Raw genomic sequence first — 12,477 nt, forward strand, 5'->3', positions numbered from 1 at the left:
AAAAGGATCGGCACTGCTGTGGACATTTGTTGCAAATTGCAATCGGTGTATAGACGCTGAAATACGCGGCAATCTCTGACTCCACGCCTGGCAGCCTCGCTGTCTCGAAAACTAAGGGTTTGCGCGCGGCCATAGCGTGCGCGGAGCGCGACTTTACCGGCTGGCGGAACGCGGGAGCACCGCGACCGGTAATCTTTAATTACAAATTCACTTCAATCTACGCCGCACTGAAGGCTGGTCGAAACACGGCAATCTGCGAGCCGCGCCGTAAACGCAAAATGCCCGGCGCGACGGCCGGGCATTTCTTACCCTTTGGGGGACAAATCTTCAACCCACTTTTACATAGGTGAATTCGCGGGTCACATTCGGTGGCACGTAGGCCCCGCTGATCTTGACACGTGGCGTGAGGCGCTTTTTTTGATCCCACCAGCGGCGGCGCTGCGAATGAGTCAAGAACCGCAAGTGCTTTCGGTAAGAAAAGATGCTCATAGTGACCTCCCGAATCTGACTGCGAGACAGAAAAAATGCCAACAGCAAACCCACACTTCTTCGACCAAATTCATTCTGAGCAGTTTCCGGGCCTACAGGGGTCGCGCGGGCGGATGACCCGTCGTGCGCACCATACGGCGCAGAAATTGATCTGAGGAAACGGCCGTCGCGGCGCACCTCGTCCCACCCGCTCGGCCGGGGATCCGGCCCCCGGCTCGCGAGCGCTTATTGAATGCGCGATACTCCAGCTTTCCGTTCACATTCATTGTGCCGCCCGGAGCAGGAACCATGTCCCAGTCCTCCTTGCCGCGTCTTGGCTTCATCGGCGCGGGGCGCCTTGCGCGTTGCCTTGCGCTCGGCTTCACCCAGGCCGGCTATCCGGTCACGGCCATTGCCAGCCGCACGCTGGAATCGGCCCGCCGGCTCGCCGGCCAGATCGACCAGTGCGCGGCGTACGACGACCCGCAACAGGTCGTCGACGCCGCCGATATCGTCTTTCTATCCGTTCCCGACGACAGCATCGGTACGACGGCGAACACTTTGCGCTTCAATTGCGCGCCTGGTTCGCCCGACTCTCCCGATGCACCCGCCTCGGCCGGGCGTCTGCGCGCGCTGGTTCATTGCAGCGGCGCCTCGCCGGTGGAACTGCTCGCGCCGGTACAGTCGCAGGGCGCGTCGATCGGTGGTTTTCACCCACTGTACCTGTTTAGCGGCGATCCCGCAGATACGGAGCGGATCGGCGGCTGCTCGATCACCATCGAGGCCGACGGCGCGCTCAAGGAGGCCCTCACGGCACTCGCCGTGGCGCTGCGCTGCCATCCGCTGTCGATTCCGCCGGGCGGCCGCATGCTCTACCACGGCGCAGCCCACTACGCGGCGAGCTTTGCGCTGTGCAGCCTCGCCGAATGCGTGGCGCTCTGGCGCACCCTCGGTTTTGCCGAAGAGGACGCGTTGCGCGCGCTCTTGCCGATGCTGTCCGGCACGCTTCAGACGGCCCGCGACCGAGGTTTGCCCGGCGCGCTCGCCGGCCCGATCTCGCGCGGCGACACGGGCGTCGTGCGCAAGCAGCTTGCGCTGTTCGAAGGACTGGGCGGCGACCACGCGGCGCTATACGGCCTGATGAGCCGGCGTGCGGTTGCACTCGCGCGCCGGCGCGCCACGCCGCCGGCCACGATCGACGCCATCGCGGACGCTGTCGAAGAATCGCTCGCGCGTTCGCTGAATCAGGCGCCGGCGGGTACTAGCGTCAAGTAAGCCGTGATAATGTGACGACCGGCGCAGCGCGCAATCCGCTTGCGCCTCGCTCCGGGACCAACCGACGAGAACGCATAATGATCAAGGTCAGCATCCTCTATCCGTACCGCGAAAACGGCACATTCGACGTGGACTATTACTGCGGCACGCACATGCCGCTGGCGGCCAGGCTGTTCGGGGCAGTGCTCAAAGGCTGGTCGGTGGATATCGGCATCAATGCCGGGCCGCCGGGCACGCCGCCGCCCTACGTCGCGGCCGGGCATTTCCTGTTCGACACGATTGAGGCGTTCTACACGGTCTTCAAGCCGGCCTCCGAGACCCTGCTTGCCGACATCCCGAACTACACCGACGGCGGCAACGGCTCGATCCTGATCAGCGAGATCAAGGTCACGGTCTAGCTCGATTTGCATTGGACAGCGCGGCTTCGGCTTCAGCCGTGGCGGCGCAGCGGATGGCAACGCGCACAGTACGCGAACTTATGAACACGCCGGCGTGCCCATCGGGGCGAGCCGGCGCCCGGCGTCCGGTTCCCATCGGACGCTACCCTGAAGGAAAGGACCTGAGATGTTCGGCGATATCGCCCGTTTTCTGCTCAATACCGTTTTCACGCTGTTCGGCGCGGCGCTGCTGTTGCGCGCATGGCTGCAAGTCGTCCGCCTGCCGCCGTATAACCCGGTCTCGAACGCCGTGCTGCACGCCACCAACTGGATCGTGCTGCCGCTGCGCCGCATCGTGCCCAGTACCCGCAGCATCGATTGGGCGAGCATCCTCGCCGCGCTGATCGCCGCCGTCGTCTATGTCGTGCTGATGGTGGCCGTCACCGGCGTCGATCCGCTCGCGCTGTGGCCAACCTTGCTGATCGTCGCGCTGCTGACGGTGGTCAAGTGGGGGCTCAACCTGATCATCTGGTTGACCATCCTGATGGCGCTGCTGTCGTGGCTCAATCCGCGCTCGCCGGCTATGCCGATTCTGTTTCAGCTCACTGCGCCGTTTCTGAATCCGCTGCGCCGCGTGGTGCCGAATCTCGGCGGCATCGACCTGTCGCCGATCCTGTTGTTCGTGATCGTCCAGGTGCTGTTGATGATCGTCACCCGGGCCGCCGTGCAACTGACGTACTTCGTCATCTGAGTTGTCGTCGTCATGACGCGGTCGCCGACACCGTCCCCGTCGAAACCGCCGCCGCAAGACTGCCCGGCACGGTCGCCAGCAGATGGTCCGCGAGGCGGCCCGCGCGTTCGCGCTCGTCGGCGCTCAGACGCGCCGCCACCCGCGCTTCGACGATCCGCGTCGCCTGCGCGTACACACTGAACCCGGGCTCGGCGGCGAAGCTCGCCTGTGCGCGTCTGAGCCAGGCATCGCCCAACGCCCGGTCCAGCGTCATGCCCTCGCCGGTCAGATAGCGAACGCCAAGTTCGTACTGCATCATCGCATCGCCCAGCAGGGCCTGGTTCAAACACGACAGCGCGGCCCACTCGGCCTCGGCCCCCACGCCTGGCCGCACGGGGACGCTGTTGTTGCCGCTCGTGTCGCTCGCGTGGCCCGTGCCGCCGGTGCCGCCCGACGACGATGCGTCGTCCATCAGCCAATGCGCCTCGCTCGCGCTCAAACCCTGCACGTCGCCCGTGGCCAGCGCGCGCAGAGCCAACGCGATCTCCGACGTATCGGCTCCCTTCGCCGCAGCCTTGCGATGCCAGCTCAGCGCGACCCCATCGTCATGCGGCACGCCGGCGCCCATTTCGTAGAGCCGCGCGATGTCGCTGGCGGCCCAGCTCTCGCCACCGGCCGCGGCTTTCTCGAACCACGCGCGGCTCGCCGTCGCATCCGCCGCGACGCCGCGTCCGGACAGATAGGCCGCGCCCACCATCTCCTTGCCTTCCGGACCGCCGTTTGCCGCACGGCTCGCCCATTCGAACGCCTCGCGCTCATCGCGCTCGCCACCGAGTCCGGTGAGCAGATGCCACGCGAGCGAACCCTGCGCCGAGACGTCGCCTTGCTCCGCGGCCTTGCGGAACCAGTACACGGCCGCGCCGTAGTCGACGGGAACACCGTTGCCCAGATCGTAGGCGTCGCCCAGCATGGACTCGTAGCGGGCTTCGCCATGGCTCGCGAGACGCCACATCCAGTAAGCGCGGGCACTGGCGTCCACGCCCGCCAGATGTCGGTCCAACACCAGAATGCGCGTGGCCGGGAGATCGCCGTTGCGCGCGGCGGCGGAACACCAGCGCGTCGCCGTCGAGACGTCGCGCGGCACATCGACGCCATCCAGATACACCCCGCACAGGGCCGCTTGCGACACCGACTGGTTCGCTTGCGCGCCGCGCGTGAACCAGTCGAGCGCCACGCTGCGATCGGGCGTCACGCCCTGACCGTTCCAGTAGAGACGGCCCAACGCGAGGTAGGCCGGAGCGTAGTGCTGCGCGGCCGACTTCTGCATCCACGCCACGCCGGCACTAACGTCTCCCGCCTGCTTGCGATCGACCAGATGACCGCCGAACAGAAGCTGCGCCTGTGGGTCGCCGGCTTGCGCCGCCGCGCCGAGATACTGCTCGCCGAGCGCGACATCGCGCGGCACGTTGACGCCGGTCAGATACTCCCAGCCGACGGCGCGCGCGGCATCGACGCTTCCCAAATCCGCCGCCTTGCGATACCAGGCGACGGCCTCACGTTTATCCGCCGCCACACCATCGCCTTTGAACAGCAGCGAGCCGACCATCACGCTCGCCTCGCGGTTACCGCGCTCGGCGCCGACGCGCGCGAGCCGGTAGGCGGCGGCGTAATCGCGCGGTGTGCCTGTGCCGCTGTACGCGAAAGAAGCAAGATTGAAATCGGCCACCGCCAGTCCCTGCGCGGCCGCTTTCTCGTACCAGGTTTTTGCTTCGACGAGGTTCTGCGGCTCGCCCTCGCCATGCTGCAGCATCGTGCCGAGATCGTTCTGCGCCTCGGCCACGCCGGCGTCCGCCGCCCCGCGCATCCAGCCGATCGCCGCCGCCGGATCCTTCGGACCGCCACGGCCGTTGCGATACTCGAACGCGAGACCGAACTGCGCGTGCGGATCGCCTTCGAGCGCGGCCTTGCGATACCAGGCGCGGGCAGTCGCATCGTTGCGCGCCACGCCGATGCCGTTCGCGTACAGGTCGCCGAGCCGACGCTGCGCGTAGGTCACGTCACTGTGCGCGGCGCTCGACATCAGCGCGAAACCCCGTTTCGGGTCGCGCGGCAGTCCCGTGCCGCTCAGGTAGAGATCGCCCAGCAGGGCCTGCGCGTCGACGTGATGCTGGGCCGCCGCGGCGCTCACCCACGCGCTGCCCTTCGTCACGTCTTGCGCGACGCCGTTGCCTTGCAGCAAGGCGAGTCCGAGCATGAACTCGCCATCCGCGTCGCCGCCCACCGCGCTGCGCGTGAACCATACGACCGCGCCCGCGGCGTCGCGCGGCACGCCCTGGCCATTCATCATCAGACGGCCGGCGTTGGCCGCGCCGTGCGGGTCGCCGTGCTCCGCGGCGCGTGCGAACAGGGCGTAGGCCGCGACGTTATCGACCGGTGCGCCTTCGCCGCTGTAGTTCATCAAACCGAGGGTGTCTGCCGCAAAACCGTCGCTGCCGTCCGCCGCGAGCGCAAGCCAGCGACGCGCCGTCGCGTAGTCCTGCGGCACCCGCAGACCCTGCCGGTAGAGCGTGCCGAGCAACCGCCCTGCGACGCCGGAGCCGTCGCGCGCGGCGTCTTCAAGCAGCGCGAGGCCGCGCTCGGTGTCGGGCCGCGTAGCCACGCCGAACAGGATCATCTGCGCATAGAGCGCCCGTGCATCGAGACGGCCGGTGGCCGCTTCGGCAGCGCAGGTCGCCAGTAGTTGCGCCGGTTTGGCGAGCGGCGAAACGGCCCATGCGGCGTACGTGCTCGATAGTGCGCATGGGGTCGTGGGATCGCTGAACGCGGCGAGCGGCGCGCGCGTTGTGATCGACGGTGTGCCTGGGGTCTGGGATAGCAGCCATGTTGCGGGGCTGGCGGAGGCGGAGGTGCCAACGGTGCTGGCGGCCGGCATGGCGCCGGCGTCGAGCGCAGACAGCGCCGGCAGGGCGACCATGAGACAGACGTAAAGCCGGTGCAGAACGGGCCGGCGCAGCGCGAGGCCGCGCGAACGGCCGATAGTGTGATTCATTCGATCTCGTGGGAGGGGTCCCGTCCAAACGGCAACCGGCACACGATTCAGTGCCAACCCAAGGGTATCGGCACGCCGCGAAAAAACTTGATGGCTTGCAACGGCAGGTAAGGACGCTGCGCGAGATGCAGCGCGCAGCGGCTTGCACCACCGCCTTTATATAACGACGGCGACGCGATCAGGTCACGCCTCGCTTATTGCGGCGACACCTGACCATAGGCGACAGCGCTGTTGCTCGACGTGTGCAGCGAGTAGAGGATCGTGCGCTGGTACAGCGAGCTGGACTGGATCGGCAGGAACACAATCGCTGCGCTCCCCGAAAGCGTCACGTTCGGCGTTTGGCATGACGTATTCGTGCCGGTGGTGACGTTCAGCGTGTAGAGATTCTGGTTGGACCCGGCAGTAGCCAACAGCATCGTGCCGGAGACCGGGCAGTTGCTCAGCGTGCCGGAAACCGCGCCGCTGCTGCTGATCGTGATGGACGAATTGGTTTCCGCCCACGTACCCGCCACCATGGCTTGGGTCACCGCAAGCGCATTCGCCGGATCGTAGGTCCAGCCGATGTTCACCGTATTGCTGCCTTCGACGTAGCTGCCGTTGAACGCCTGATTGCCCGTGAAAGTCCCCGAGCCCGACGTTGCCGCCGTGTAGATATTCAGGTTGAACAGGCCGCCCGACGTCAATGTCCAGGCCGAGCTGCCCGGCGTGATGACACCGAAGAACTCCTGCATGACGGTCGTACCCAGCACGCTCAGGTACGACAGATTGTTTTGCGGATCGACGAAGGCCGTGGTCTTGTTGACGCTGGACGTGACCGACCAGATCCCTTCCACGCGGTTGCCGGTTGCCGCGGTCGAGCCGGCTTGCGGGCTGCTCAGACTCGGCAGTTGCTCGCCGGTCACGGTCGGTGTGGAAGCCGGCGAGTTCGCTGCCGGTGCGCTCGCCGTCGACGGTGACGACGCGCTGGTGGCGGCAGTCGGCGACGCATTGGAACCCCCGCCCCCGCCGCAAGCCGCCAGAACCAGCGATGCAAGCAGGGATAACGTCAGTGTTGCTTTGTTTTTCATATCTGTTTGTTTTATTGGGCCGGTGCGGCCTCTCAAGTCCGCGATCGCATGCCGTTAGTTAGATTGACCTCGATGGTTTGCTGCCAGCACGTATTCGGTGAATTACTCCAGGTATCCGCTTGACAGATGCACATCTATGCGGATTGGTGTAATAAATTGAAATGGTGCTATGGAGGTATACGGCTGGATTTCTTCTGGCTTTAATATTCTTGTGTGCGAAATCTTTGAGATTTGTGGTGAGGCGTTGTTATTGTGGGGTTTGGCTTGAATGCATAAATTAAGCTGTAACGCAAGGTGTGGCGTGCTTTGGCGAGGAATGCGCTTCTCGTCGCACACGTATGCGCTTTAGATAATTTTTTGATTTATCTTCTATCACGCGCCATCAAGGTATTAACGGACGAACGAGATCGTTCAATGCAATGGATAGTTAGTTGCATTGGCGGTGTATTCGTATCGGTTATAAGAGCGAGATCTGAACACGATTCGTAGTCGTTGAATTGCTAGTTAATTCAGGGAGTTATAGAAAACGAATCGCACCGGGGCCGCTAACGGCGGCCGGCCCGCAAGCTGCTGTTGACAACACCTGCGCGTTTCCGCACCACAGCGTCTACGAGACGCCAGCGAACCAACCGCTTCGGCCCCACGTTACACCCCGCCTACCCAGGCCCGATTTGCCTAAACGACCCAAACCCGCGTAAAATAGCGCGCTCTGCGGGCGTCGTATAATGGTAATACCCTAGCTTCCCAAGCTAGAGCCGTGGGTTCGATTCCCATCGCCCGCTCCACATTCAGCTGACCGTCAGCGGAATTCCAGCACGAGAGCCGCCTCCACGAAGGCGGCTTTTTCGTACTGAGGGCGGTAATGTAGGGCATCGCTGCTGTCGCGCCTTCCGGTGCACGCTGCGCCGCTCCTGCCGCCCTCACTCTTGCCGCTACCTTTGTAGCCATCGAAGATGATCCACGATCCGAACCAAGCCGGCCAGCCAGGCGAGCCCTCCCACACCGCCGAAGACAGCAACGAAGCCAACGCGGCCAACGCAACAAGCGAGTCGACCGATCCGAAAGAAGCCCTGCGTTTGCGCCGCATCCGCAGCTTCGTCACGCGCGCCGGGCGTGTCTCGACCGGCCAGCGTCGTGCGATGGACGAGTTCGGTCCGCGCTTCGTGCTGCCCTACACGCCGCAGCAGCCCGACTGGGACACGTTGTTCGGCCGACAGGCGCCGCGCGTGCTGGAAATCGGCTTCGGCATGGGTGCGACGACGGCTGAAATCGCCGCGCATCGCCCGGGCGACGATTTCCTCGGCGTCGAAGTCCACGAGCCGGGCGTCGGCGCTTTGCTCAAGCTGATGGGCGAGCAGTCACTGTCGAACATCCGCATCATCCAGCACGACGCGGTTGAAGTGCTCGAGCAGATGATCGCGCCGGACAGCCTCGACGGCGTGCACATCTTTTTCCCCGATCCGTGGCACAAGGCGCGGCATCACAAGCGCCGTCTGATTCAGCCGAAGTTCGTCGCGCTGCTGGTATCGCGCCTAAAGCCGGGCGCGTATCTTCACTGCGCGACGGACTGGCAGAACTACGCCGAACAGATGCTCGAAGTGCTGGGCGCGGACCCCGCACTCGAAAACACCGCCGACGGCTATGCGCCCCGCCCGGAGTACCGTCCGGTGACGAAATTCGAGCGCCGCGGCCTGCGGCTCGGCCACGGTGTCTGGGATCTGGTCTTCAAGCGGCGCAACGGCAGTTAAGCACTCGCGCGTTGACCATCAACGTCAAAAGGTCCGCACTCACGCGGACCTTTTTGTTTCCGGCTCAAGGGGTTCAGGAACGAGCGCGTTACTCCGACCAGTCCAGCGCGTCGCTATATCCCAGCAGCAGGATCAGCAAGCCGAAGGCGATCCGATACCACGCGAACACCGTGAAGTCATGCGCCGCGATGTAGCGCAGCAACCAGCGCACGCAAGCGAACGCACTGACGAACGCGGCGACGAAACCCAGCGTGAACAGCCCCAGCGCATCCGCTGATAGCAGACGCCAGCCGCGAAACAGTTCGAAGGCCGTCGCGCCGAAAATAATCGGCATGGCGAGGAAAAAGGAAAACTCGGTGGCCACGCGCCGCTCGAGGCCGAACAGCATGCCGCCGATGATGGTCGAACCGGAGCGCGACATGCCCGGAATCAGCGCGAAGCACTGCGCCAGACCCACCTTCAACGCATCGAGCGGGCTCAGGGCATCCACCGACTGCACGCGCGGCGGCACAACACCGCGAGCGCGCTGCCGCGCCTCCGCCCACAGGATCGCGAGACCGCCCACCACCAGCGCATAGGCAACCGGCAGCGGCGAAAACAGTTCGGCCTTGATGGCCTTTTCGAACAGCAGACCGAGGACGACCGCTGGAATCGTCGCGATCGCCACATTGAGCGCAAAACGCCGTGCATCGGGCCGCGAAGGCAAACCGGTAAGGACGCTGCCGATCCGCCGGCGATACTCCCAGCACACGGCCAGAATCGCGCCGAGCTGGATGACCACATCGAAGGTCTTGGCGTGATCGCCGGTGAAGTCGATCAGACTGCCCGCGACGATCAAATGGCCCGTACTCGATACCGGCAAAAATTCCGTCAGGCCTTCGACGACCCCGAGTATCAGCGCCTTGCCAGCCAGTAACCAGTCCATCCATCCCCCTCATCGCCCACGGTTGTCGAATCAGGGCTGGTCCCGCCTGCAACGCGCGGCCCTGGCGGCCGCGCGCGCGTCATTTCTCGACGATCTGCACGCGTATGCCGTTTGTAAGGATGGTGATTGTACCGGGTTCGTAGTTCACGCCCGCAAATTGCAACTGTTCGGGCTTGAAAGTGTAGATGGGATAGTTGGTCAGCAACTGCGTGGCGAGCAGCGCCGCGGCGGCGTTGATCTGCTGCGTGTAGGCCTGGGCGCCGCCGCTGACATTGACGCTGTCGACGTTCGGTGACTTCAGCACCACGGACTTGCTCGCCTCGTCATAGGCGAGTTCGCTCGACAACGTGAACACGCCATCCACCGGCTGGCGCAGGAAGGGGCTCGCGAGATGCGCATCGAGCCGCACCGAAACGCGGTTGGTATCCGGCAGGAAGCCGACGACGGGGTTGGTCAGCGCAACGTCGAAGACCTGCGAAATCGTGCGCTGATACGGGAATTTGCGTTGCACGGCCTCCTGCACCTGCTGCTGCGAGAACGTGTAATGCGACGGGATGAACGGAAAGGTCGACGCCGCGCAAGCCGCCAGCGACAGCGTGATGGCCGCGGCCGCACTGGCCGCGAGCAGGAATCGGCGCCGGGTCGGCGCAACGGGTTGAGTCATGCACATTCTCCTGTTGAAGCAGCCCCGTTGCGGGGATCGAACCATGGTTGTCAGTGAACGCGGCAGCAGGGTAAGCGGCACATGAGAAGCAGGGCTGACTCAGCCGTGCAGCAGGCCGTGCGCGGCGGGCTGCGTCAGCGTTTCGAGTCGGGTGAGCCAGGCGAGCGCCTCGGTGCGCGTCGTGCCGCACATCTCGGCCTGCGGCTGCAGGCCGGAGCAGCACGCCGGTCGCTCGGGCCGGCCGAAGATGGCGCAGCGCAGGTCGTCGCCGAGCTGCACGCAGCGCACCCCCGCCGGCTTGCCGTGTGGCATACCCGGAATCGGACTCGAGATTGACGGCGCGATACAGCACGCCCCGCAATCCGGACGGCACGCATGACCCACCACGTTAAACGGAGATTCGACAGTCACCACACTCTTCCTGAAACTTCCTGAAACGCATCGACACTCGCTGGCCGTAACCATGCGGCACGCCAACCCTGCATTGTGCCACTGCGCCGCGTGCGACCTTTTTACACAATGCGGAGCATGACTGCTCCCGTAAACTTGGACACATACGAAAGGCCACGCTCAAGAGGCGCCTGTCCCGTTCCATCCGGTCTAGCCGACCCGCAGGTCTCTGTCGCACTCCCCGGCGTGGCGCCCACCGAGCCGCCCATGACCCACGCCGACACGCTCTTCCGCCCCGACCTGCTCGCCAAGTACAGCGCAAACGGTCCACGGTATACGTCCTATCCGACCGCCCTTCAGTTCCGCGACAATTTCGATCCGGCCGACTACCGGCGCGCCGCGGCCGATCCGGGCGCCTCTGCGACGGATCTCTCGCTCTACTTCCACATTCCGTTCTGCGACACCGTCTGCTTCTATTGCGGCTGCAACAAGGTGGCGACGAAAAACCGCGCACGCGCGCGCCCTTACCTCGACCGCCTCAAGCGCGAACTCGCGTTACAAGCGGCCTGCTTCGACACCTCGCGGCCGGTTTCGCAACTGCACTGGGGCGGCGGCACGCCGACCTTCCTGTCGCACGACGAAATGAGCGAGTTGATGGCGGCCACCCGCCGGCACTTCACGCTGAGTCCCGATGCGTCCGGCGAGTTTTCGATTGAAGTCGACCCGCGCGAGGCATCGGCGCAGACCATCGTGCATCTGCGCACGCTCGGCTTTAACCGGTTGAGCCTCGGCGTGCAGGACTTCGATCCGCTGGTCCAGCAGGCCATCAACCGTATCCAGCCGCTCGAGATGACAGCCTCGGTGATGCGCGCCGCACGCGCGACGGGGTTTCACTCTATCGGCGTCGACCTGATCTACGGACTGCCGCATCAAACCGTCGACAGCTTCAGCCGCACGCTCGACACCATCCTCGCGCTCGCGCCTGACCGGCTGTCGGTGTTCGGCTATGCGCACATGCCGCAGCTCTTCAAGATGCAGCGGCAAATGGACGCCACCGCGCTGCCCTCACCCGCCGTGCGTCTGGCGATCCTGCGGCTGGTGGTGGAGCGTCTGACGAGCGCGGGGTATGTGTACATCGGCATGGATCATTTCGCGCTACCCACCGACGAGCTGGCGCGCGCACAGCAACAGCGCACCTTGCAGCGCAATTTCCAGGGTTACAGCACGCGGGCGGAATGCGATCTGATCGGCTTTGGGGTGTCGTCGATCGGCAAGGTGGGCGACGTGTATGCGCAGAACGCCAAGGATCTGCCGGGCTACGGCGCGGCGATCGACGCCGGCCGCCTCGCGATCGCGCGTGGTGTGAAGCTGACCGCCGACGACCGCTTGCGGCGCGACATCATCACGCAACTGATGTGCAACCTCGAACTGCGCTTCGATGAATTCGAAGCGGCGTATGGCATCCGCTTCGCCAAGACGTTCGCCCCGGAACTGGAACGCTTGCGCGGGTTTGCGGTGGACGGGCTAGTGTCGCTCGGCGTCGGCAAGCTCGAAGTATTGATGGCCGGAAGGATGCTGGTGCGCAACATCGCAATGGTGTTCGACCGGTATCTTGGGCAGCAGACCATAGAGCGGTTTTCACGGACGGTTTGAGGGGCGGGTAAGTGCAGACCGGTCGCAGATTCTGCCCGGGAAGCCGATTGTCACCAGGCGAACTTGCCCGGCGCGGCGTTTTCGGACATAATCTGCGTTTCCCGCCGCGCGCAGCCTTATGCGCACGTGTC

11 protein-coding genes and 1 tRNA gene are annotated in these 12,477 nt (G+C 64.7%); 6 read left to right on the forward strand and 6 right to left on the reverse strand.

The annotated features are described in order from the left end of the window. Positions 1-327: 327 nt before the first annotated feature. The gene (locus BUS12_RS38980; RefSeq protein WP_171029713.1) at positions 328-489 is read right to left on the reverse strand and encodes a hypothetical protein; all 162 of its coding nucleotides are present in this window, start codon (positions 487-489) and stop codon (positions 328-330) included. Between the two features lie 288 nt (positions 490-777). Here BUS12_RS38980 and BUS12_RS27520 point away from each other — a divergent pair, with 288 nt between their 5' ends. The 3 genes from BUS12_RS27520 (at position 778) to BUS12_RS27530 (ending at position 2,871) form a co-directional block, all read left to right on the forward strand. After that, positions 778-1,743, forward strand: coding sequence for a Rossmann-like and DUF2520 domain-containing protein (locus tag BUS12_RS27520; RefSeq protein WP_074300540.1), 966 nt, complete (start codon positions 778-780; stop codon positions 1,741-1,743). A gap of 77 nt (positions 1,744-1,820) precedes the next feature. Then, positions 1,821-2,141 (forward strand): EthD family reductase, encoded by a 321-nt coding sequence (locus BUS12_RS27525; RefSeq protein ID WP_074300541.1) that lies wholly within the window; start codon positions 1,821-1,823, stop codon positions 2,139-2,141. A gap of 166 nt (positions 2,142-2,307) precedes the next feature. Continuing rightward, the gene (locus BUS12_RS27530; RefSeq protein ID WP_074300542.1) at positions 2,308-2,871 is read left to right on the forward strand and encodes a YggT family protein; all 564 of its coding nucleotides are present in this window, start codon (positions 2,308-2,310) and stop codon (positions 2,869-2,871) included. A 10-nt stretch (positions 2,872-2,881) separates the two neighbouring features. Here BUS12_RS27530 and BUS12_RS27535 read toward each other — a convergent pair whose 3' ends face one another. After that, complete coding sequence (locus BUS12_RS27535) at positions 2,882-5,899, reverse strand: SEL1-like repeat protein (protein ID WP_143788476.1); 3,018 nt, start codon at positions 5,897-5,899, stop codon at positions 2,882-2,884. 194 nt (positions 5,900-6,093) lie between these two features. Then, positions 6,094-6,966, reverse strand: coding sequence for a hypothetical protein (locus tag BUS12_RS27540; RefSeq protein ID WP_074300543.1), 873 nt, complete (start codon positions 6,964-6,966; stop codon positions 6,094-6,096). A gap of 711 nt (positions 6,967-7,677) precedes the next feature. Between BUS12_RS27540 and BUS12_RS27545 the strand changes: the two genes are divergently transcribed. Both BUS12_RS27545 and trmB read left to right on the forward strand, forming a co-directional pair. Beyond that, a tRNA-Gly gene (locus BUS12_RS27545) sits at positions 7,678-7,751 on the forward strand. Between the two features lie 168 nt (positions 7,752-7,919). Then, the gene (gene trmB / locus BUS12_RS27550) at positions 7,920-8,714 is read left to right on the forward strand and encodes a tRNA (guanosine(46)-N7)-methyltransferase TrmB (RefSeq protein ID WP_074300544.1); all 795 of its coding nucleotides are present in this window, start codon (positions 7,920-7,922) and stop codon (positions 8,712-8,714) included. Positions 8,715-8,802: 88 nt separating this feature from the next. On the opposite strand, the gene BUS12_RS27555 is transcribed toward trmB, so the two are convergent. The 3 genes from BUS12_RS27555 to BUS12_RS37915 all read right to left on the reverse strand — a co-directional run bounded on the left by BUS12_RS27555 (position 8,803) and on the right by BUS12_RS37915 (position 10,690). Then, a complete protein-coding gene (locus tag BUS12_RS27555; protein WP_074300545.1) occupies positions 8,803-9,639 on the reverse strand; it encodes an undecaprenyl-diphosphate phosphatase in 837 nt (278 codons plus the stop codon). 79 nt (positions 9,640-9,718) lie between these two features. Next, on the reverse strand, positions 9,719-10,303 hold the full coding sequence (locus BUS12_RS27560) for a DUF1439 domain-containing protein (RefSeq protein WP_074300546.1): 585 nt from the start codon (positions 10,301-10,303) through the stop codon (positions 9,719-9,721). A gap of 99 nt (positions 10,304-10,402) precedes the next feature. After that, positions 10,403-10,690 (reverse strand): YkgJ family cysteine cluster protein, encoded by a 288-nt coding sequence (locus BUS12_RS37915; protein WP_083640749.1) that lies wholly within the window; start codon positions 10,688-10,690, stop codon positions 10,403-10,405. 270 nt (positions 10,691-10,960) lie between these two features. On the opposite strand from BUS12_RS37915, the gene hemN reads away from it, so the two are divergent. After that, positions 10,961-12,346, forward strand: a complete 1,386-nt coding sequence (gene hemN / locus BUS12_RS27565; RefSeq protein ID WP_074300547.1) for an oxygen-independent coproporphyrinogen III oxidase — start codon at positions 10,961-10,963, stop codon at positions 12,344-12,346. The last annotated feature ends 131 nt before the right edge of the window (positions 12,347-12,477 follow it).

The organism is Paraburkholderia phenazinium, assembly GCF_900142845.1.
Classification (GTDB): domain Bacteria; phylum Pseudomonadota; class Gammaproteobacteria; order Burkholderiales; family Burkholderiaceae; genus Paraburkholderia; species Paraburkholderia phenazinium_A.

What these genes read in the sequence shown, in the direction of transcription:
- trmB (WP_074300544.1), top strand. Translation starts at nt 7,920, where the DNA reads ATGATCCACGATCCGAACCAAGCCGGCCAGCCAGGCGAGCCCTCCCAC.
- hemN (WP_074300547.1), top strand. Translation starts at nt 10,961, where the DNA reads ATGACCCACGCCGACACGCTCTTCCGCCCCGACCTGCTCGCCAAGTAC.
- BUS12_RS27560 (WP_074300546.1), bottom strand. Translation starts at nt 10,303, where the DNA reads ATGACTCAACCCGTTGCGCCGACCCGGCGCCGATTCCTGCTCGCGGCC.
- BUS12_RS27540 (WP_074300543.1), bottom strand. Translation starts at nt 6,966, where the DNA reads ATGAAAAACAAAGCAACACTGACGTTATCCCTGCTTGCATCGCTGGTT.
- BUS12_RS27525 (WP_074300541.1), top strand. Translation starts at nt 1,821, where the DNA reads ATGATCAAGGTCAGCATCCTCTATCCGTACCGCGAAAACGGCACATTC.
- BUS12_RS27535 (WP_143788476.1), bottom strand. Translation starts at nt 5,899, where the DNA reads ATGAATCACACTATCGGCCGTTCGCGCGGCCTCGCGCTGCGCCGGCCC.
- BUS12_RS27530 (WP_074300542.1), top strand. Translation starts at nt 2,308, where the DNA reads ATGTTCGGCGATATCGCCCGTTTTCTGCTCAATACCGTTTTCACGCTG.
- BUS12_RS27555 (WP_074300545.1), bottom strand. Translation starts at nt 9,639, where the DNA reads ATGGACTGGTTACTGGCTGGCAAGGCGCTGATACTCGGGGTCGTCGAA.
- BUS12_RS38980 (WP_171029713.1), bottom strand. Translation starts at nt 489, where the DNA reads ATGAGCATCTTTTCTTACCGAAAGCACTTGCGGTTCTTGACTCATTCG.
- BUS12_RS27520 (WP_074300540.1), top strand. Translation starts at nt 778, where the DNA reads ATGTCCCAGTCCTCCTTGCCGCGTCTTGGCTTCATCGGCGCGGGGCGC.